The sequence below is a fragment of the Microbulbifer sp. S227A genome (assembly GCF_049800935.1).
Window position 1 is genome coordinate 221,833 of the sequence record NZ_JBNAFZ010000009.1, and the last position, 21,082, is coordinate 242,914.

Consider the following 21,082-nt stretch of genomic DNA (forward strand, 5'->3'; position numbering starts at 1 on the left):
CCAGTTAACTGCCGGAATTGGAATCCACATGGTAAATGGAACGAAAAACGGTGCTCCGCGTATTGGCCTTGCTCTTGGCAGCGGCGCAGCAAAAGGATTCGCACATATCGGCGTGCTGCGTGCACTGCAAGAAATGGGCATACGCCCGGATGTGATTGCCGGCACCTCCATGGGTGCATTTGTCGGTGCGGCCTATTCCGCCGGGCACCTGGATCGTCTCGAAGAGTGGGCGCGTCTGCTGGACAACTGGAAGGTACTCTCGCTACTGGATATCAACTGGACGCTGAGTGGTGGGGTCATCGGTGGTATCAAGCCATTTCGCACCTTTTTCGAAGAGGTGGAATACAAGCAGATTGAGGAGCTGCCGGTTCCATTTACCGCCATCGCCACCGATCTGCACAGCGGACAGGAAATCTGGCTGCAACAGGGCAACCTGCAGGAGGCGGTAAGTGCATCCTGCTCGATTCCGGGCCTGCTATCCGCCAAGGATCTCTCAGGTCGCTGGCTGGTGGATGGCGCCGTGTCCAACCCGGTGCCGGTGGATGTGTGTCGCGCCATGGGCGCCACCACCGTGATTGCCGTCGACGTTACCGAAGATGCGGCGCCGTTAATGGACCGCGAGCACGGCGAAGTCCGCAGTGTGATTAGCGCCGCGTCGCCTGACGCCGATGAGCTCCTACTGGAGGCGGAAAGTGAAGAAATTGAGCAACGTGAATCCGGTGGCGGCGAACAGGAGAGTAGCTTTACCGAAGGGTTGTCGCGGCTCGTGGAACAGGGGCGCGAACAGTTGAATCACTTTCGCGGAAGTCGCGAAGGCAAAGCGAGCCCCCCGGGCATGTTCGATACTATGCGACGGGCCATGGAGATCCTCGAGCGCCGCCACAAGCGCACCCGCATGATGGGTGCGCCACCGGATGTGCTGATCAGGCCCAAGGTGGGCGAGATCGGCGGCAACGAATACGCGCGTGCTGGCGAGGCGATTGAACTCGGCGAACAAGAAGTTCTGCGCCTGCGCACCTGGATCGAGGACACGGTGCGCCAGGATTGTGAGCAAACTGTCGTCGGTTCTTAGGCTCAATGGCTGGATGACAGTAATGTCCGCGCTGGGCTAGCGTCCTGTGAAATGGGGTATGCAGAGGTAATAGATGTCTGTGACGAAATACTTGCGTATTAGCGCCCTGCTTACCTTGGTGCTGCTTAGTCCTCGCATAACTGCTGCGGAGTGGCATGAATACCAGTCGGAAAACTTCACCGTGTATTCCGACGTTTCCGAGCAGCGCGTCAACAAGTTGATGCGCGACCTGGAGCGCTTCCGCCGCACTGCGCTCTCCTTTACCGGCCTTGAAGAAGTTCCCGAAAACGCAAAACTTCGGGTGTTCCATTTCCGCAACTCAACCGAATTTCAGAAGTTCTCTGGCGATCAAAAAATTGCCGGGTTTTACCGGGAGACCTGGCAAGGCCCGGTAATCTTTTCCCGCGACGGTGATCATGGGATTACCGGTTCTGGACTCATATTCCATGAGTACGTGCACCACCTGATGCGCGAACACAGTGCCATGACCTACCCGCGCTGGTACGCGGAAGGCTTCGCCGAACTGCTGGCGAGCGCGGAATTGCGCAAAAACACGGTGCTGGTGGGCGGGTTGCCGGAATGGCGGTTAAGCGCCTGGGCCAAAGACACACCACTAACGATTGAGCAGCTACTATCGCCACCATCACTCGCGGCAGCAAATGGCCGCGACAGCAGCCGTTACTGGAATAATTACTATGCCAGTGCCTGGTTGCTGACCCATTACCTGCAGCTGGGCCACAATGCCGGCCACCCGGACTATCGCACCGCTACCGAAAATTACCTGCGCGCCGCTGCTGCCGGCGACGACCCGGTTGCCAGCTTTACCGAGTATTTCGGTAAGCCGATTGCCGCAATACAGCGCGAAATGCTCGCCTATATGCGCGATGACATTCATCGCTACAGCCTGGATATACCGGAATATTCCTACTCCATCCCCCGTCGCGCGTTAGATGAAAACGAGCGCTTGTTCCTGCTGGCCAATCAAGCGCTCGATTTGCAAAAGTCCTTACTGGCGATGGATTACCTGCAACAAAGCGAAGAGCAGGGACTCGGCTGGCCCGAGAATCTGACTGCTATGGCGGTGATCGAGGCTGAGAAAGGCAACTTTAAATTCGGCGAGAAAATGCTGCAGGATATTGGTGACTACGGCCTTGTCAGCCACCTCACCGCGGCAAACCTTGCGCGTTACTATTTGCTGCGTTTGCATGCACCCAGTCAAATCCGCAAGTGGGATGAGGGCGATTACGCGCAGGCAGAAAAGTACGGCAAGCTCGCGATACAAGCCGGGCCCGACTACTTGCCGGGCTACCGTACCTTGTGGGTGGTGTATCAATTAAAGGGAGAAAGCGAATCGGCGTTGCAAATTATGCTGAGCGCTCATCACCAGCAGCCCAATCACCTGAACCTGAATGCGGCAATCGGCTTTTACCTGTCGCACTTGGGTGAAGCTGGACTGGCCCGGGAATATCTGGAGCGTGTTGTGGCTTGGAGCCATTCGCAAGACTTGCGTGCCAGAGCGCAGAAATTACTCGAGCTCGGCCACTGAAAAACTGGTTTCCCAAAAACGAAAAAGCCCGCGAGATTTCGCGGGCTTTTTTGTTATGGGTAATGGGAAATCAGTGCACCCAGTGATGTCGCTCCTGCTTCTCCTGGATCGCTTCCGCGGTCGGGGTCGGCATGGCGCTGACCGGCAGACGCTCATGGAAGAACGCCAGACGCTGGCCGCCGTCCACTTCGTTCATGGTGGCTGCATCGAATACCTTGCCGTTGATCACGGTGTATTTGATGTTCTCGGACAGGCGCAGGTTTTCCAGTGGGTTGCCGTCCACCACGATGATGTCCGCCAGCTTGCCCGGCTCCAGGCTGCCCAGGTCCTTATCCATACCCAGATAGCGGGCGCCGTCCATGGTGCCGGAACGAAGCGCTTCCCACGGGGTAAAACCGCCCTGCTCCATCATCCACATTTCCCAGTGGGCACCGAGACCCTCGCGCTGACCGTGGGCACCGATATGCACGGTAACGCCCTGATCGCGTAGCTGCTTGGCGTGGCTGGCCACATTGAAGTGGTTGTAATGGTGATCCGGCGCGCGCTCGCGACGGATAGAGCGCGGGTTGACGATAAAGTCCGGAGTGAAGCGCGTCAGGCGCTCGTTTTTCCAAACCTCGGTGTGATCGTACCAGTAGTATTCGCCGGTCAGGCCGCCGTAGGCCACCACGAAGGTCGGCGTGTAACCCACCTGTGTCTGGCTCCACAGCTGCTGCACATCGGAATAGATATTGGCGATCGGCAGTGAGTGCTCAACACCGGTATGGCCGTCCACAATCATATTCATATTGTGCTGGTACTTGCCGCCACCTTCCGGCACCACCATGATGCCGTGTTTACGGCCCGCTTCCAGCACCTGCTGGCGCTGCTCGCGCCGCGGCTGGTTGTAGCTCTTCACGGAAATTGCGCCCATGTCCTTGAGACGCTCAACATGGAATTCCGCATCTTCCAGGCTGTTGATCTTGGCTTTGTAGCCGGGGCCCTTGGCGCCGTAAAGGATGGTGCCGGTGGAGTAAATGCGCGGGCCGTTGATGATGCCGGCCTTCTGCATTTCCGCAGCGGAGAAGATCTCACTGCTGTCGTTGGAGGGGTCGTGAATGGTGGTCACGCCAAACGCCAGGCTGGAATACAGGTTCCAGTTCTGCTGCGGGATGATTTCCTCACGTCCCTGGGCGCCGTGGGCGTGGGCATCAATCAGCCCCGGCAGTACGGTTTTGCCGGTCACATCGATACGCTGGGTGCCCACCGGGATTTCCACCTCACTGGTTGCGCCCACTGCGACAATACGATTGCCGCGGAACAGCACCACACCGTTTTCAATCACTTCCTGAGTCTGCTCGGAATCGCGCATGGTGACCACGGTGCCACCGGTGAGTGCCACCAGTTTGCCGCTGTTGGCAAACGGCTTCTCGAAGCTCAGGTCGGTCCCATCGCTAACGGGCTCAGGTAGCTGCTCTGGCGCACCGGCGACAAAGCCAAAGGCGTCTTTGAGTTCGCGCTCGTACAGTTTCGGGCCGTGGGCCCAGCCCAGGGTGTTGCTGTCGGCGGACCAGTGGAGGTTCTCACCGGCGCGCTTGGATACCTGGGTGACCTTGACCGCACTGGCCTTGGGGCCAATGGATTCAGATTTGCCAGTGTGCATAAACGGGGCGGCAAATGCCTTGAAGTCCTGGGTAAACGCCACCCAGCGACCGTCCGGTGACAGGCGGAAGGAGGTGATTTCTGCGCCGTGCAGATGTTCACGCTCGTCCTTTCCGTTGGTGTCGACACTCTTGAAGACACGCTTGCCACCGTTGCCGTAAATGTACTCGGAGAAGTAAATGCGCTCACCGTCGGCACCAAAGTGCGGCTCGTAACCGGACTTGGCGATACGGCGCTGCCAATCGCCATCGGCGTCGGCGAGGTAAATTCCCGGCTCGAGGGAGTATTCGGGGCTCAGCAGGTAGCCACCGGTAAAGCGGCGGAAGGTTACCTGTTCACCATCCGGGGAGAAGCTCGGCTCCACATACAGGCCCGGTTCCTGGGTGATGTTCTTGCCACGGCCGCTGCGCGCGGATACCACACGTACCTGGCCCAGCTTTTCGTCGTCCCAGGACACGTAGGTGATTTGCTTGCCGTCGCGGGACCAGCTCGGATAGAACTCAAAGTGCTCATCCTGGCGGGTCAATCGGCGACGTTCACCACTTTTCACCTCCTGAACGTAAATTTTACCCAGTGCCTGGAAGGCGATCTGCTTGCCATCCGGAGACTTCTGCGCCCAGCGAATCATCTTCACATCGAACGCATCCGGCGCCACATCGACCGGGAAGCGCACCGCATCGGCGACCTGCTTGTCGGTTTGGATGTGCGCCACGATTTCGCGTGCGCCGCTCTGCAGGCTGCTGCCGTCGGCGGCGATGCGCAGGAACTTGCCCTTGCTCCACACCACCAGGGACTTTCCGTCGGGCATCCAGTCGTACTGTACGTAGTTGCCGTGAGAGCCGAAGGTTTCCTGTAGATCGCGCTCCAGTTCGGAGTAGATCGGTGTCTCCAGACCGGTGCTCAGGTCTTTCACGAACAACGCGGTATTGAAGTCCTGACGGCGCACGAAGGCCAGTTTTTTACCGTCCGGGGAAGGCATGGGGGAGATAGAGCCGCCGGGGCCGGATACAAAGGTCTCGTCCTTGCCGTCATTCAGGTCATAGCGGTTGATGGCAAAGATCTGTTTGGTGGAGTTCTTGTTGTACTCCCACACGGTGCCCGGCGTGGTGTCGATGGTGTAATAGATGTAACGACCGTCCGGAGAGAACACCGCATCGGAAATGTTCTTCTGCGCGTTATCTCCGCCAAGACGCGCCTTGATCTGGCGCCCTTCACCACCGCCATAGTGGTACATCCAGATCTCACCGGCGGGGATACTGCGGCCGCTCATAAAACCTTTACGCGCCACCAGGTATTGCCCGTCCGGGCTGAAGCTCGGCGCGTGCACCAGATTCTCGCGCTCGGTGGTGAGCTGACGCAGATTGTCGCCAGTGCGATCCATGATCCACACGTTGTCCGCACCGTCGCGGTCACTCACGAAGACGATCGATTTGCCGTCCGGGCTGAAGCGCGGCTGGGTATTCCAGGCAATCTCATTGGTGATCGAGGTGGCCTTGCCGCCATCGATCGGCATCTCATAGATATCACCCAGCATATCGAACAAGATGGTTTTGCCGTCTGGGCTGATATCCAGGTTGCTCCACGTGGTTTCGCGGGTATCCAGCGGAATGGTTTTGAACTCGTAGGGCGGTTTGTTCACGTCCCACTTTTCGGCTTCCTTCTTTGCCTCTTCTGCGGCGGCGGCCAGCGGTAGGGTCAGGGCGAGACTGGCGCCGCCGATCAGGCGTGCCAGCTGGCGGACTTTGGTTTTTATCATTCGGGGCTCCCGGGTTACTGGAGTGGTCTTGTTTCGCGCTATACCTAAACAGGATCGCGCTTCAGGAATTTGCTGACGGAAAAATTACCGCAACGTCGGTAAAAAACAACGCATCGACACCGAATGGGATAAAACTCGGTATATTTACGCTTGACCGAATTTTTGTCTGCGCAATCTGATTGCCACGCTCCAGGGCACCGCTGCCGACCAGGTACAACGGACCACTTGCGGTCATGGACCTGAGCCGTAACAATCCGCACCCAGCAAAATTGATTGGTATCTATCTATAAAGAAGGGTGCTCGATCACACTTTCTTCTGTTGCTAATTCTCCAAGGATCCTCATGGCTATCGACGTTGTCATCCTCGCCGCGGGCAAAGGCACCCGCATGCGCTCCAACCTTCCCAAGGTTCTGCACCCCATTGGTGGCGTGCCGATGCTGGAGCGGGTGATCAATGCGGCCAAGGGGCTCGGTGACGTTGGTATTACCGTGGTTATTGGTCACGGTGCGGATCTGGTGCGTGAGCGTTGCGCCGATAGTGGTGTGCAGTTTGTCGAGCAGACCGAACAGCTGGGAACCGGCCACGCCGTTGCCCAAGCGATTCCGAACTTTCGCAAGGGTGCGACGGTACTGGTGCTCTACGGCGATGTGCCGCTGGTAAAAACCGCGACGCTGCAAAGCCTGCTCGAGGCTTCTGCTTCCGGGCCTGCGCTGCTATCGGTGGTGATGGATGACCCAAGTGGTTATGGGCGTATCGTGCGCGACGGGTCCGGTGCGGTGCAGGCGATTGTCGAGCAGAAAGATGCCGACGCCGACACCCTCAAAATTACCGAAATCAACACCGGCATTCTCGCGGCCCCCGCTGACCTGCTGGCCCAGTGGCTACCGGAACTCTCCAACAATAATGCCCAGAGTGAGTACTACCTAACCGACGTGATCGCGCGCTCCGTGAGCGAGAACATCGCCGTCACCGGTGTGATCGCCGATGACCCCAACGAGGTCGCCGGCGTAAACAGCCGTGCCCAGCAGGCGGAACTGGAGCGTGCGCTGCAGGCAGAAAATGCCGAAGGCCTGATGGCCGCCGGCGTCACCCTGCTTGATCCTGCGCGTCTCGATGTACGCGGTACTCTTTCTTGCGGCGCAGACGTTTGCATCGACATCAACTGCGTGTTCGAAGGAGAGGTCACTCTCGGTGATGGCGTAAAGATCGGAGCCAATTGTTTGCTGAAAAACTGCCAGTTGGCGGCGGGCACAGTGCTGGAGGCCAATTCGATAATTGAAGATGCCAATGTCGGTGAAGCCTGTACCATTGGTCCCTTCGCGCGTCTGCGCCCAGGGACCGAGTTGGCTAACGGAGCAAAAGTCGGCAATTTCGTTGAAACCAAAAAAGCCAAGATCGGCCTTGGCAGCAAGGTGAATCACCTGTCTTATGTCGGCGATGCGGAAGTCGGAGAGGGCGTGAATATCGGCGCCGGCACCATCACTTGTAATTACGACGGCGTAAACAAATCCAAAACCATTATTGGCGATGGCGCCTTTATCGGTTCCAATTCGGCGCTGGTGGCGCCGGTAACCATCGGCTCTGGTGCGACCATCGGCGCCGGATCAACAATTACCCGTGAAGTGAGTGCTGACGAACTGGCTGTGGCCCGTGGCAAGCAGCGAAATATTGGTGGCTGGCAGCGGCCCACCAAGAAGTCCTGATCTTTCATTAGAAGCTTTATTTGCCTAAGTGGCGTCCAAGCATCCGGTAGTCATTTTTGAAACCGCTATGAACCCATCCCTGGGCGCTGCGACGGCGACGTCCCTGTCGCCGACGCTTTCAAAAATGACTACCGGATACTTGGTCTTAGCGTGAGAGCTTTTCGCTTCGTTAGCTGGTTCGGTTGTGAAGTGCACAAGTCGAATTGAAGGCGGATCACTGGGGCTGTGAAAAATCGAACCCCGTAACCTCCAACTACACTACAAGCATCGGAACCCAGGGACCGCGCCGATGCACAAACCCCGCCTGCAACTGCAAGCTTCCTTCGATATTGCCCATCTCCAGTATCTGGATAACCAAGGCAAGGCAACACAGCCGCTACCTGAATTTGCCACACCGGACTGGCTCACCCACTGTTATCGGCAAATGCAGCTGGCCCGGCTGGTGGATGATCGTGCGGTAAAACTGCAGCGCACCGGCCGCCTCGGCACCTACCCTTCCACCCTTGGTCAGGAAGCCATCGGCATCGCTACCGGCAATGCCCTGGATGCCGATGATGTCTATTGTCCCTACTACCGCGAAACCGGCGCGCTACTGGAGCGCGGCGTCACTATCGAAGAAATTCTCGCCATCTGGGGGGGGGATGAACGCGGGCAGAACTTCCAGCATTCCCCCAACGACCTGCCCATCTGTATTCCCATTGCTACCCAAATGCTGCACGCAGTGGGTGTCGCCTTTGCCCTGAAGCAGCGGCATCAACAGGAAGGCGCGCCGTTGCAGGCAGCCGTCGCCAGCAGTGGCGAGGGTGCGACTTCTAAAGGCGACTTTTACGAAGCAATGAATCTCGCCGGGGTATGGAAGCTGCCGGTGGTGTTTGTGGTGAACAACAATCAGTGGGCCATCTCGGTGCCGCGCCACGGCCAGACGGCCACGCAGACAATCGCGCAAAAAGCCGTTGCTGCGGGGATTCCCGCGCTGCAGGTCGATGGCAACGATATTGTCGCGGTGGCCTGGGCGGTGCGGGACGCGCTGCAACGGGCGCGCAGTGGTGAGGGCCCCGCGCTGATCGAGGCGATTTCCTATCGCCTGTGCGATCACACCACCGCGGATGACGCCAGCCGCTATCGCAGTGCCGAGGCGCTGGAGCAAGCCTGGCAGTGGGAGCCGATCCAGCGTCTGGATCGCCACCTACGTGAACAGGGTTTGTGGAGTGATGCCAAACAGCAGGACCTCGATCGTGAGTTGGCCGCAACCATGGAGGCGGCACTCGGCAACTGGCACGCGCGGGTACCCGAGCCGGTTACCGCCATGTTTGATCACCTGTATGCGCAGTTACCGGAGGGCCTCTACGAGCAGTACGACCAGTTGCGCGATGAACAGCAACAGGGGGCCGACGCTTAAATGGGAGAGCAGGAAAAAACGATCACCCTGGTGGAAGCAGTCACCCAGGCGCTGGCATTCGAACTGGCAATCAATCCGGAAGTTGTGGTGTTTGGGCAGGATATCGGTGCGAACGGCGGCGTATTCCGCGCAACCGACGGATTGCAGGAGCGTTTCGGCGCGGCGCGCGTACTGGATACACCACTCGCCGAAACCATGATCGCCGGCGTCGCCGTGGGCATGGCCACGCAGGGGCTGCGCCCGGTGGCCGAATTCCAGTTTATGGGGTTTATCTACCCAGGCCTCGACCACATCCTCAGTCACGCCGCGCGTATGCGCAACCGCACTCGCGGTCGGCTCAGTTGTCCCATCGTATACCGCGCACCGTATGGCGGTGGCATTCACGCACCGGAACACCACAGTGAAAGCACCGAGGCAATCTTTGCGCATATTCCCGGTCTGCGCGTGGTGGTGCCCTCCTCGCCGGCGCGTGCCTACGGTCTGCTGCTGGCGTCCATTCGCGACCCAGACCCCGTTTTGTTCCTGGAACCGAAGCGCATTTACCGCGCCGCCAAACAACCGGTACCGGACGACGGCGAAGCTCTGCCGCTGGATCGTGCGTTTGTACTGCGGGAAGGTCATGACCTGACGCTGGTTGCCTGGGGTGCCAGCGTTAAGGAAACCCTCGAGGCGGCGGAGCAACTGTCTGCCGGTGGCATTGAGGCGGAAGTGATCGACCCCGCTACGCTCAAGCCGCTGGATATCCACACGATTATCGATTCCCTGGAGAAAACCCGGCGCTGCGTGGTGGTACACGAAGCCGCGCGTTTTGGTGGTCTTGGTGCCGAGATTGCCGCGCAGATCCAGGAGTACGCCTTCGATGTGCTGGATGCCCCGGTGCAGCGCGTTACCGGCTACGACACGGTAATGCCCTACTACCAGCTGGAAGGCGCGTATTTGCCCGGCGTCGAGCGCATACTCGCCGGGGCCCACAATGCACTGGAGTATTCGCGCTCCGGCCCGAGTTCCTCCAGAAGTGAGAGCGCGTTGAATGGCGGAGCGACGCAGCCATGAAGATCTTCATGCTGCCCGATCTGGGCGAGGGCCTGCCAGATGCCACTATCCGCGAGTGGCTGGTTAGGGAGGGCGACAGGGTTGGTGCAGATCAGCCTTTGGTCACAGTGGAGACCGCCAAGGCCCTGGTGGAGGTGCCATCGCCATACGCCGGCGTGGTGGAAAAGTGCTTTGTCGCCGAGGGCCAAACCCTGAACACAGGCCAACCGCTGATCGGCTTTAAACAGGACAAAATAGCGCAAACGGTGGAGAAAACGCCCGATACTGGCACGGTTGTCGGCAAAATCGAAGCCGGGGGGCAGGCCCTGGCGCGCGAACATCGGCGTCCCTCTAACCGCCCACGCAGTGCCACGCCGGCGGTGCGCGCGCTGGCGCGGCAACTGGGTGTGGATCTTTCCAGGCTTCATCCCGCCGGTTCCCGTTTCACTGAAATCGAAGTGCGCGCTGCCGCCGCTGGGGCAGTGGCGCCGACACGGGAACACGCACTGCCGCAATCCGATGCCGCTGCCGTTGCGACAAAAGTCGCGGCCGCCGTCGCAGAACCTGCGCGCCGCGCCATGGCCATGGTAATGGCACAGAGCCGCGACCAGGTCTGCCCCATGACCCTGTGCGATGAGGTGGACATCTCGCGCTGGCCCAAAGGCTCCAATGCGACCATGCGCCTGCTGCGGGCCATGGCCGAAGCGGCTTCGGCAGAGCCGAACCTCAATGCCCACTTCGTAAACGACGCCTTGCAACCGCAGACCCCGGTCAACGTGGGGCTCGCGGTGGATGCATCCAAAGGCCTGTATGTGCCGGTGCTCAAGGATGTCGCGGCACTCTCGCATCAGGATCTGCAGGAAGCGATCAGCCGCTTCAAACAGCAAGCGGAAGATGGCGGGATTCCACAGAAAGATCTGCAGGGCGCCACTATCCATCTATCGAACTTCGGCAGCCTCGCCGGCCGTTTTGCCACTCCGGTGGTGGTGCCGCCGCTGGTCTGCATTGTCGGAGCGGGCCGCGCGCACAAGGCGGTGTTGCCCCACAAAGGTAAGGCGCGGGTGCGCAAGCTGCTGCCGCTGTCCATTACCGCCGACCACCGTGCGGTGACCGGCGGTGAACTCGCGCGCTTTCTGCAGGTAATGCGGGAGCAGCTGGAGTCCGGCGAATAGGCGGGAGAATCACCTTGTGATTTTAACTTTCGTTTTGCTATCCTTTTCTTTCGAAACGAAAGATGTGAGAACATGTCGAAACGTAATACCCAGCAGAGGCGCCACCAGATTCTGAGCCTGATCAACGAGGCTGGCGAAGCCAGTGTCGAAGATTTAGCGCGTCAGTTCGAAACATCGGAAGTTACGATCCGAAAGGATTTGGCAGCCATGGAGGACAGCGGCCTGTTGTTGCGTCGCCACGGTGGTGCCATTCCCCTGCCGCGTGAACTGATGACGGAAGGCACGCTGTCGCACACCAAACGGGCCATCGGCCGCGCCGCCGCAGAATTGATCCGCGATCACAATCGCATTGTGATCGACTACGGCCGCACCACCACCGGCTTGATTCCGGAGCTCAACCACAAGCGCGGTTTGGTGGTGATGACCAACTCCCTGCACGTGGCCAATCAGCTGCGTGAGCTGGAAAACGAGCCCACCCTGCTGATGACCGGCGGCACTTGGGATCCGCACTTCGAGGCGTTCCAGGGGCAGGTGGCCGAGCAGGTATTGCGCGGTTACGACTTTGACCAGGCCTTTATCGGCGCCGATGGCATTGATCTCGAGCGGGGCACCTGCACATTCAACGAACAGATAGGCCTGTCGCGGGTGATGGCGGATGTCGCGCGCGAGGTGATTGTGATGGCGGAGTCCAGCAAGGTCGGGCGCCGTATTCCCAACCTGGAGTTGAGTTGGGAAATGTTCGGCACCCTGGTCACCGACAGTGGCATTGCAGACAAGGTCTGTGCGCAGCTGGAAAGCCGAGGGCTGCGGGTGATTTGCGCGGACGCCAAGTAGCGCTCGCACAGCAATAAATAATAGAGGTTAACAAGATGTGTGGAATCGTAGGTGCCCTGGGGCAACGCAACGTAACCGGTATCCTTCTCGAGGGCCTGCGCCGGTTGGAATACCGTGGCTATGACTCCGCCGGCGTGTGTCTGGTGAACGGCGACGGCAAATTACAGCTGCGCAAAACCCAGGGCAAGGTTGCCGACCTGGAATCTACGCTGGATGAGAACCCCACTTCCGGTCAGCTCGGTATTGCGCACACCCGCTGGGCCACCCACGGCGTACCCTCCGACAAAAACTCGCACCCGCACGTATCCGGTGACTTCGCCCTGGTGCACAACGGCATCATCGAAAACTACCAGGAACTGCGCGAAGAACTTCTCGCCAAAGGCTACGAGTTCCAGTCGGAAACGGACACCGAGGTCGTGGTACACCTGATTCACTCTCTCGCTAGCGAGGGCCGCAACCTGCTTGAAGCGGTTTCTGATGCCACCAAAAGACTGCACGGCGCCTACGCCCTTGGGGTTGTCTCGGCCAAGGAGCCCGAGCACCTGGTTTGTGCGCGACTGGGTAGCCCACTGGTGATTGGCGTCGGTATCGAGGAAAACTTTATTGCCTCCGACCCCATGGCCCTGCAACAGGTGACCGACCGCTTTATTTTCCTCGAAGAGGGCGACCTGGCCGAGGTTACCCGTGACGCCATTGCGATCTGGGATAAAGCTGGTGAAGAAGTCAGCCGCCCGGTGAACAAGTTGCAAGGCGGTCACGACGCTGCGGACAAGGGCCGCTATCGCCACTATATGCAGAAGGAAATCTTCGAGCAGCCCAAGGTGGTGGAAGCGACCATGGCCGGGCGCATCGGCGAGCATTCGGTACTGTCTCAGGCACTGGGTACTGCCGCCAACGAAATTCTGCCGAAAGTAAAACAGGTGCAGATTGTTGCCTGCGGTACCAGCTATCACGCGGGACTGGTTGCGCGTTACTGGATTGAGGACTGGGCCGGTGTGCCCTGCTCCGTAGAAGTGGCCAGCGAAATCCGCTACCGCAAGACTGCGGTGCGCCCCGGCACTTTATTTGTCACCATCTCCCAGTCGGGTGAGACTGCCGATACCCTGGCCGCCCTGCGCCAGGCCAAAGAGCTGGGCTATCTCGCCTCCATGACTATCTGCAACGTGCCGAACAGCTCACTGGTGCGTGAGTCCGAGTTGCACCTGATGACTGAAGCGGGCCCGGAAATCGGTGTCGCCTCCACCAAGGCCTTCACCACGCAGTTGGTCGCGCTGCAAATTTTCTGCATCGCATTGGCCAAAGCCAATGGCATGGATGGCGACCGCGAAGCGCAGCTGATCAGTGCTTTGCACCAGTTGCCGAGACTGATGGAAAAATTTACCGGGCTGGACGCGCTGGTAAAGGCAACCAGTGAAGCCTTTGCGGAGAAAAATCACGCGTTGTTTCTGGGGCGCGGTGTGGAATACCCGATCGCCCTGGAGGGCGCACTCAAGCTCAAGGAAATTTCCTATATCCACGCCGAGGCTTACCCCGCCGGTGAACTCAAACACGGCCCGCTCGCTCTGGTCGACGCGGATATGCCGGTTATCGTCGTTGCCCCTAACGACGAGCTACTGGAAAAGCTGAAATCCAATCTGCAGGAAGTGCGCGCGCGCGGCGGCGAGCTATTCGTTTTTGCCAGCCCCGAGGCCGGGTTCCACAGCGAGGAAGGGCTCACCGTGGTAGAGGTGCCGGATGCACCGGAAAGTCTGCAGCCCATTCTGTATACGGTGCCGCTGCAGCTGTTGAGTTATCACGTGGCGCTGCTGAAAGGCACCGATGTGGACCAACCGCGCAACCTGGCGAAATCGGTGACTGTGGAATAGCTATTGCCTTTCGTATGTGTGCAAATGTTCCCAAAATGGGAGAAGCCCGCGCAATATTGTGCGGGCTTTTCTTTATCCGGATATTTTCTTTCCATCCTCATTGCGATCCACAGGTAGGGTTATCATCCCGTTAATCATATCTGCTTCAGGTCACTCTTATGTACATACCGTCCTTTGCATCAATCAATCCTGCTTTACTGATAATTGACGTACAGCAGGCCATTGATCACTTCGATGTGGGTACACGAAACAACCGGGATGCGGAACAGTGCATCGCGCAACTTTTACATCAATGGCGCCAGTGGAGCAAACCCGTGGTCCACGTGCGCCATGCCTCCAGAAGCAGTGATTCCCCTTACCATGCGGATTCACCATTCTTTGCCTTTAAGTCGGAAGTGACTCCGGTGACGGGTGAGAAGGTGGTGACCAAATCCGAAAACTGCGCGTTTATCGATTCAGAACTCGATGCCTACCTCAAGCGTGAACAGGTTACCGAGTTGGTTATCTGTGGTGTGCTGACCAACAATTCCGTGGATGCGACCGTGCGTGTTGCTGCAGGCCTTGGCTACCGCGTTTATTTACCGCAGGATGCAACCGCAGCGTTTCCCCTGCAGACCCTGAATGGCAAGCAATTTTCTGCGGAAGATGTGCACTGGATTTTCTTGAGTAATCTGGACGGGGAGTATGCGCAGGTTGTTGAGACTGCGTCTATTCTGTCGACCTTGCCGGACTGAACCTTGATCTAGCATAAAAGAAATCGGCAACGCTATCTGCGCTGCCGATTTCGTGTTTACCGTTATTGCTTGTCGAAGCGATTACTTGCTCGGCATCAATACACCATCGATCACATGCACCACACCATTTGAATTCATGATGTCTGCCTGAACAACGTTTACGGTATTGCCTTTTGCATCGGTTACGGTGACTTTGTCGCCCATCATTTTCAGGGTAAGTTCATCACCTTCCACCGTCTTCACTTTCGCATGGCCACCACCTTGCTTGATGAGTCCCACTACCATTTCTGCAGTGGCTTTGCTGGGGACGACATGGTACGTGAGGATTTTTTTCAGTTTGTCCTTGTTTTCCGGTTTCAGCAACATTTCCACGGTACCCGCGGGTAGCGCGGCGAAGGCATCGTTGGTAGGGGCAAATACCGTAAACGGGCCGTCGCCTTTTAGTGTGTCGACCAATTCAGCGGCTTGAACTGCGGCAACTAAGGTGGAAAGCGCTTCTGCATTTGCAGCGTTCTCCGCGATCGTTTTACCTTCATCTGCATAGGACGACGCACTTAGAAGTGCAACGAGTACAAAGGGTGCGAGGATAAGCTTGGCGGGTGAAAAGCTAAAGCGCGTCATAAAAACCTCCGCGTGAAAGCCAAATAAGTAGCCGAACCGGGGTTAGCCGGAACAGTGGAGGAGTATAGGGTGGTACTTAATCTATCCACAGCGGGGCAATTGACCTTCGAAAATCGCCAAATCCGGAGCACTGTCTAATCGGTTGTCACAATATACCTGGACATCACCAGGCCAATACCGCCTGTCTATTCTGATTTTCAATTTCTCTGCAATGACACGAATGGCTGGTTGGCTAGACACTCCTCTTGTAGCGGCTACTTTTGAATGAGCGAAATAGAGACCTTGCTTAAAGGAGCAGCCGTGTTTGAGCATTTAGACGCCGTCTTTCTGGCGCGAGTGCAGTTTGCGTTCACCGTATCATTCCATTTCATATTCCCCGCATTTTCCATTGGCCTGGCGAGCTACCTTATGGTGCTGGAGGGGTTGTGGTTGAAGACTGGGCGAGGGGTCTATGCCAATTTATACCGATATTGGCTGAAGATCTTTGCGGTTGGTTTTGGAATGGGTGTTGTTTCCGGCATTGTGCTGTCTTATCAGTTTGGCACCAATTGGTCTGAATTCTCTCACAAGGCCGGCCCGATCATTGGTCCCTTAATGGGTTACGAGGTGATTACCGCATTTTTCCTCGAGGCAGGATTTCTCGGGGTAATGCTGTTTGGGATTACCAAAGTCGGGAAACGACTGCACTTCTTTGCTACGTGCATGGTAGCACTGGGAACTTTCATTTCGGCATTCTGGATCCTGTCGGTCAACTCCTGGATGCAGACACCAGCGGGCTTCGCCCTGAATGAGGCTGGGCAGTTTATTGTCGAAAGCTCCTGGTGGGATGTGATTTTCAATCCGAGCTTCCCGTATCGATTGACACACACGGTGATCGCCGCCTACCTCACCACGGCGTTTGCGGTTGGTGGTGTCGGCGCTTGGCATCTACTCAAGGACCGCGCCAATATCGGGGCGCGAAAGATGTTCTCAATGGCAATGTGGATGGCGGTAATTGTTACCCCAATCCAAATCGTGGTCGGTGACTTTCACGGATTGAATACACTGGAGCACCAGCCAGTAAAGGTTCTGGCTATGGAGGGTGATTTTGATCCCAGTCCCAATGGCGCGCCACTTGTTTTGTTTGGTGTGCCGGATGTAGACGCTGCAACCGTACGCTACGCGTTGGCAATCCCCAAACTCGGTTCACTCATTCTGAAGCATGACCCCAATGCGCCCTTACCGGGGTTGAAGGACTTCCCGCGCGAAGAATGGCCGCCAGTGGCCGCCATATTCTGGTCTTTTCGTATCATGGTAGCGATAGGTTTTGCGATGTTGGCGCTCGGCATCTGGGCACTGGTAGCGCGCTATCGCAAACGTCTGTTCGCGTCGCGCGCATTGCATCGCACTGCGGTTTTCATGGGACCCGCAGGCTTTGTTGCGGTAATCGCAGGTTGGATTACTACGGAGGTCGGGCGTCAGCCATATACAGTTTATGGCCTGATGAAAACCGCCGAGTCCGCTTCGCCCCTCGATGCACCCGCTGTGGCGGTTTCCCTGATTGCTTTCATCGTGGTCTATTCGGCGATTTTTGGTATGGGGATTTATTACCTGCTGCGATTAATGGCGAGCCCTCCACATCGCGGCGAGACGGAGCCGCCCAATGTGCCGACCTATGCTGCCGGCATTACGCCCGCTTCCAGCCTGGAGGCACCCGCCTCACATCACTCGGGAGGTGCCGATGGAACATCTTGATCTGCCACTGATTTGGGCGGCGCTAATTTGCTTCGCCATTTTCGCCTACGTGGCATTGGATGGCTTCGATCTTGGTGTCGGTATTCTGTCCCCGGTGCTTGAACCGGGGCAAGAGCGGGATCAGGCTATTAACTCGATTGCACCTTTCTGGGACGGTAATGAGACCTGGTTGGTAATGGGAGGCGGTGGTTTACTTGCGGTATTCCCCCTCGCCTATGCGATTATTTTGCCTGCCACATATCCGCTGATGATTGCGATGCTACTGGGGCTGGTATTCCGTGGGGCTGCGTTTGAATTCCGCTGGCGGGACCCGAGGCATCAGCCGCTATGGGATCTGGTGATTAACGTTGGTTCGACCGTAGCCGCATTAGCGCAGGGGATTACCATCGGGGCAATACTGCAGGGTATCGAGGTCGAAAATAACGCTTATTCAGGTGGTTGGCTGGACTGGCTGAGCCCGTTCAGTATGCTTACTGGTATCGCAGTCGTTGTGGGTTATGCATTACTCGGTGCGACCTGGTTGATCCGCAAAACCGAAGGGGGATGCCAGCGTCATGCCCATCGCCTTGCCTACTGGCTGGCGAGTGCCACTGTTGTTGCGATCATTGCAGTGAGTGTGGCAACGCCATTTCTGCACAACGACTACTGGCGACGCTGGTTTGAAATGCCTCAGGTATTACTCACTGCGCAGGTGCCGCTGCTCGTGGCTATTTGCACCGCAGTGCTTTTCTGGAGTTTGAATAGAGGGCGCGAGCTGTTGCCGTTTGTCATGGCATTGGCTCTGTTCCTTTTAGGTTTTATCGGGCTCTGTATCAGTATCTACCCCAATATGGTTCCGCCGTCGATTTCGCTTTGGGAGGCGGCTGCGCCACGAGATAGCCAGTTGTTTCTGCTGGTGGGTGCGGTGTTTATTATCCCGGTCATCCTCGCCTATACCGGCTGGGCTTACTGGGTGTTTCGCGGCAAGGTAGGTACGGAGGGTTACCATTGATGAAAATTGAAGCAGCCGCGCGGAAGCGGTTGGGTTGGATGGTGCTGATTTGGGCGACTAGTGTGGCTGCGCTCGGTAGTGTCTCCCTTGTGCTCAGGTGGTGGCTTGGCAGTTAAAATTGGTGCTTAAAACCCTATGAAGAATTTTTTAACTCGCCTCGTCATTGCGGCCAGTGTTTTTCTCACAAGCTGCACCGGTATCCCCGAGGGGGTTACACCGGTGGAGAATTTTACCCTCGATCCTTACCTCGGGCGATGGTATGAAATTGCGCGCCTGGATCACTCTTTTGAACGGGGCTTAACTCGAGTGACTGCCGAGTACAGTATGCGTGAAAACGGCGGTGTCAGAGTGGTCAATCGGGGGTTCGATGCCGAGAAAAGCAAATGGCAGCAGGTAGAGGGCAAGGCATACTTTGTCGGCGCGCCCAATGTCGGCCACCTGAAGGTCTCCTTCTTCGGCCCCTTCTACGGGTCCTATATCATTTTCGACCTGGATCAGGACTATCGCTACGCAATGGTTGCGGGACCGAGCCGTTCCTATCTCTGGTTGCTGTCTCGCACGCCGACTGTGGATGAGGCGGTTAAGCAGCGTTTTATAAACCGCGCTGAATCCCTCGGCTTTGATACACGCTCACTGATCTTTGTCGAGCAGGCACCTTAAGGTTCATTATTCCATGACGGAGTGGGTCCCGGGGCATAATCGACGCACAGTTCCGTTGATCTAGTTTTGCCATTTACGCTGGGTAACCGCTCTTTCCGGCGGCGCTCTCCCAGCCTTATCTATACTGCCACTAACGGATGATGAGTTACTCTGAGAGGGTGGTGTGGGCTCTGGTAAGTGCAAAGATGAGCAAGCGCGGGCAGCGACGAGCGCAGCACCGAATTCCCTTGCCAGGCGCAGATTTATCGGGCATCAACTGGTCTTGGGTGCCAGCCTTGTGGGCGGCAGTGTGGCACCGGTTTTCTCTCAGTCGCATCGCTTGCCGGATAGTGCGGAGAGCGCCTTGCACCGCCTGGAAAAATTCTTTTCCGTGTCACAGAAGCTGTTTTATCCCCTGCCCATCGATACCCCATTAGATAGAAGAGTGGCGGCGCGTTTATTGGTAGCGCTGAATGATCAGTACCCAAGCTTCGCACAGCAGCTCGATCTTATACCTGACGAACCCGGTGAAGCTGAACGCCATTCACCGGTAGCGAAACTGATTATCGCGGCTTGGTTTCTCGGTACCGTTGGTCAAACGCTGGTCACCTATGAGCGTGCGCTGATGTATCGGCTCACCTCCGATGCTCTCCCCGTACCCAGCTACTGCACGGGCAAGCCCGGCGATTGGGCCAGGGCCCCACAGCTGAAATTCAAGAGGGTCTAGGTTTGGCGAGCAGGGATGCGGAGTATGTGGTAATCGGGTCGGGGGTGGCCGGTGCGCTGGTGGCCAACGAGCTGGCCAGAGCCGGGAAATCCGTAGTTATTCTCGAGGCGGGGCCGCGCGTTGCGCGCTGGCGCACGGTGGAACGGTTTCGCAACCAGCTGGATAAGTCCGACTTTATGGCCGCTTATCGGTCACCCCGCTGGGCGCCCCATCCGCAGTACGGTGAATTCGCCAACAACTATCTGATCTTCAAGGGCAGCCACAAATTCAAGCAACAGTATATTCGTGCGGTGGGTGGCACCACCTGGCACTGGGCGGCTTCCTGTTGGCGCTTTTTGCCGAATGATTTCAAGTTGAAAAGCCTGTATGGGGTTGGCCGGGACTGGCCGATTGAATACGGTGACCTGGAGCCGTGGTATTACCGCGCCGAGCAGGAACTGGGTGTGTGGGGCCCGAAAGATGAAGAACTGGGTTCGCCGCGCAGCGCGGCCTACCCCATGCAGCCGCTGCCCCTCTCTTACAATGACGCGCGGCTCAAAACGCGCATGAACCGGCACAATCCCGCCTGGAGGGTGGTGACGGAACCGGTGGCGCGCAACAGCCGCCCTTACGATGGCCGACCAACCTGCTGTGGCAATAATAACTGCATGCCGATTTGCCCAATTGGCGCCATGTATAACGGCATCGTGCATGTGGAAAAAGCCGAGGCCAATGGCGCAGAGTTGATTGACAGCGCTGTGGTCAACAGGCTGGTGACCGAGGGCGACCGAATTGTCGCTGCGGAATACAAGGACCCGCGCGGCAAACGTCATCGTGTCACCGGCAAAAAATTTGTGCTTGCGGCGAATGGCATCGAAACGCCCAAACTTATGCTGCTTTCCGCGGCGCGCAACCATCCGAATGGGGTCGGCAATCGCTCGGACATGGTGGGGCGCAACCTGATGGATCATCCGGGCACCGGCGTCCACTTCTACGCCGATGAACGGTTGTGGCCCGGGCGTGGGCCCCAGGAAATGACCTCGGCCATCGGTTTTCGCGACGGAGCATTTCGCAGCGAGTACGCCGGCAAGAAACTGCATCTGTCGAACGGCTCTGCGATACACAAAGCGACCGAGGCGGTACTGCGAAATTCTGGGACGATGGATGTACTTGGTGTCACCGAGCAACTGCGCGAGCGTGCCGCCACCTATGTGGAGTTCAATAGTTTCCACGAGATCATGCCCCAGCCACAAAATCGCATTCAGCCCAGCAGCACTGAAAAAGACGCCAGCGGCATTCCGCGTCCGGAAATTACCTACGCGATCGATAACTATGTGGTGAAAAGCGCTGCACATACCCGTGAACTCTACACAGAAATCGCCAAGCTGATGGGTGGTAGCGAAGTCACCTTTGCCGACGATTTTGCCCCCAACAACCACATCACAGGCACCACGATTATGGGTAGCCGCGCGACGGACTCGGTTGTCGACAAGGACTGCCGAACCTTCGACCATCCCAACCTGTTTGTTGCGGGCAGTTCGGTGATGCCTTCCGTGGGTACCGTCAACGTTACGCTGACGATTGCCGCGCTTGCCCTGCGTCTGGCAGACACCCTGCTCAGGGAGGGTTGAGCAGC

The 21,082-nt window shown here is 57.6% G+C and carries 17 protein-coding genes; 15 read left to right on the forward strand and 2 right to left on the reverse strand.

Annotated elements, in window-relative coordinates:
- Positions 1-28: 28 nt before the first annotated feature.
- Positions 29-1,072: a patatin-like phospholipase family protein gene (locus ACP15R_RS20275; RefSeq protein WP_224868221.1), complete on the forward strand. Its 1,044-nt coding sequence runs from the start codon at positions 29-31 to the stop codon at positions 1,070-1,072.
- 73 nt (positions 1,073-1,145) lie between these two features.
- Entirely contained in the window at positions 1,146-2,618 is a 1,473-nt protein-coding gene (locus tag ACP15R_RS20280; RefSeq protein ID WP_224868219.1) for a tetratricopeptide repeat protein, read from the forward strand.
- A 70-nt stretch (positions 2,619-2,688) separates the two neighbouring features.
- Here ACP15R_RS20280 and ACP15R_RS20285 read toward each other — a convergent pair whose 3' ends face one another.
- On the reverse strand, positions 2,689-6,015 hold the full coding sequence (locus tag ACP15R_RS20285; RefSeq protein WP_224868217.1) for an amidohydrolase family protein: 3,327 nt from the start codon (positions 6,013-6,015) through the stop codon (positions 2,689-2,691).
- 342 nt (positions 6,016-6,357) lie between these two features.
- Here ACP15R_RS20285 and glmU point away from each other — a divergent pair, with 342 nt between their 5' ends.
- From glmU to ACP15R_RS20320, 7 genes are all read left to right on the forward strand, one after another.
- Positions 6,358-7,719, forward strand: a complete 1,362-nt coding sequence (gene glmU / locus ACP15R_RS20290; RefSeq protein ID WP_224868215.1) for a bifunctional UDP-N-acetylglucosamine diphosphorylase/glucosamine-1-phosphate N-acetyltransferase GlmU — start codon at positions 6,358-6,360, stop codon at positions 7,717-7,719.
- A 289-nt stretch (positions 7,720-8,008) separates the two neighbouring features.
- Positions 8,009-9,118, forward strand: a complete 1,110-nt coding sequence (gene pdhA / locus ACP15R_RS20295; protein WP_224868213.1) for a pyruvate dehydrogenase (acetyl-transferring) E1 component subunit alpha — start codon at positions 8,009-8,011, stop codon at positions 9,116-9,118.
- A complete protein-coding gene (locus ACP15R_RS20300; protein WP_224868211.1) occupies positions 9,119-10,171 on the forward strand; it encodes an alpha-ketoacid dehydrogenase subunit beta in 1,053 nt (350 codons plus the stop codon).
- Positions 10,168-11,322: a dihydrolipoamide acetyltransferase family protein gene (locus ACP15R_RS20305; RefSeq protein ID WP_224868209.1), complete on the forward strand. Its 1,155-nt coding sequence runs from the start codon at positions 10,168-10,170 to the stop codon at positions 11,320-11,322. The genes ACP15R_RS20300 and ACP15R_RS20305 overlap by 4 nt, the downstream gene beginning before the upstream one ends.
- A 72-nt stretch (positions 11,323-11,394) precedes the next feature.
- Positions 11,395-12,156: a DeoR/GlpR family DNA-binding transcription regulator gene (locus ACP15R_RS20310; RefSeq protein ID WP_224868207.1), complete on the forward strand. Its 762-nt coding sequence runs from the start codon at positions 11,395-11,397 to the stop codon at positions 12,154-12,156.
- 35 nt (positions 12,157-12,191) lie between these two features.
- A complete protein-coding gene (gene glmS / locus ACP15R_RS20315) occupies positions 12,192-14,021 on the forward strand; it encodes a glutamine--fructose-6-phosphate transaminase (isomerizing) (RefSeq protein ID WP_224868205.1) in 1,830 nt (609 codons plus the stop codon).
- A 158-nt stretch (positions 14,022-14,179) separates the two neighbouring features.
- Positions 14,180-14,755, forward strand: coding sequence for a cysteine hydrolase family protein (locus ACP15R_RS20320; protein ID WP_224868203.1), 576 nt, complete (start codon positions 14,180-14,182; stop codon positions 14,753-14,755).
- Between the two features lie 81 nt (positions 14,756-14,836).
- On the opposite strand, the gene ACP15R_RS20325 is transcribed toward ACP15R_RS20320, so the two are convergent.
- On the reverse strand, positions 14,837-15,376 hold the full coding sequence (locus ACP15R_RS20325) for a fasciclin domain-containing protein (protein WP_224868201.1): 540 nt from the start codon (positions 15,374-15,376) through the stop codon (positions 14,837-14,839).
- Positions 15,377-15,640: 264 nt separating this feature from the next.
- Between ACP15R_RS20325 and ACP15R_RS20330 the strand changes: the two genes are divergently transcribed.
- The 6 genes from ACP15R_RS20330 to ACP15R_RS20355 all read left to right on the forward strand — a co-directional run bounded on the left by ACP15R_RS20330 (position 15,641) and on the right by ACP15R_RS20355 (position 21,077).
- On the forward strand, positions 15,641-17,110 hold the full coding sequence (locus tag ACP15R_RS20330) for a cytochrome ubiquinol oxidase subunit I (RefSeq protein ID WP_224868199.1): 1,470 nt from the start codon (positions 15,641-15,643) through the stop codon (positions 17,108-17,110).
- Positions 17,097-18,101 (forward strand): cytochrome d ubiquinol oxidase subunit II, encoded by a 1,005-nt coding sequence (gene cydB, locus ACP15R_RS20335; RefSeq protein WP_224868197.1) that lies wholly within the window; start codon positions 17,097-17,099, stop codon positions 18,099-18,101. The genes ACP15R_RS20330 and cydB overlap by 14 nt, the downstream gene beginning before the upstream one ends.
- Positions 18,101-18,217: a DUF2474 family protein gene (locus ACP15R_RS20340; RefSeq protein WP_224868195.1), complete on the forward strand. Its 117-nt coding sequence runs from the start codon at positions 18,101-18,103 to the stop codon at positions 18,215-18,217. The genes cydB and ACP15R_RS20340 overlap by 1 nt, the downstream gene beginning before the upstream one ends.
- Before the next feature lie 19 nt (positions 18,218-18,236).
- On the forward strand, positions 18,237-18,761 hold the full coding sequence (locus ACP15R_RS20345; RefSeq protein WP_224868193.1) for a lipocalin family protein: 525 nt from the start codon (positions 18,237-18,239) through the stop codon (positions 18,759-18,761).
- Positions 18,762-18,924: 163 nt separating this feature from the next.
- Positions 18,925-19,467, forward strand: coding sequence for a sorbitol dehydrogenase family protein (locus tag ACP15R_RS20350; RefSeq protein ID WP_224868191.1), 543 nt, complete (start codon positions 18,925-18,927; stop codon positions 19,465-19,467).
- A gap of 2 nt (positions 19,468-19,469) precedes the next feature.
- Positions 19,470-21,077 (forward strand): GMC family oxidoreductase, encoded by a 1,608-nt coding sequence (locus ACP15R_RS20355; protein ID WP_224868189.1) that lies wholly within the window; start codon positions 19,470-19,472, stop codon positions 21,075-21,077.
- Positions 21,078-21,082: the final 5 nt, after the last annotated feature.